The following is a 269-nucleotide window of genomic DNA, read 5'->3' as shown; positions in this document are numbered from 1 at the left end:
AATGCAAGCATTGGCCAAACTAATAGCCCTAAATAGGTAGTAAACGAAATTAATTGACCAATGGTTAATTCATCGTTGAGGACATATCTTCCTCCGAACACAATCGCTAAGAAAAAGGAAATTCCGACAATAATCGATATAGTAGGATCATAAAGAGAATCAATTTTTGCGACCAGCATGTTTTTCTGAACAACATCTTCTGATTGTTTTCGAAAATCTTCAATATCTTCTTGTTCCTGTCCAAAGGTTTTGATGACCTTTATTCCCAT

The 269-nt window shown here is 34.9% G+C and carries 1 protein-coding gene; it reads right to left on the bottom strand.

Features of this window, described 5'->3' with window-relative positions; all coding sequences use genetic code 11:
* Nucleotides 1-269 (bottom strand): ABC transporter transmembrane domain-containing protein (locus tag RYX56_RS22610; RefSeq protein WP_317124157.1); only part of this gene is annotated, 269 nt, incomplete at both ends.

Origin of the sequence: Alkalihalophilus lindianensis (genome assembly GCF_032843265.1) — a bacterium.
Lineage (GTDB): Bacteria > Bacillota > Bacilli > Bacillales > Bacillaceae_D > Alkalihalophilus > Alkalihalophilus lindianensis.
This window is presented reverse-complemented; position numbering and strand designations above follow the sequence as displayed.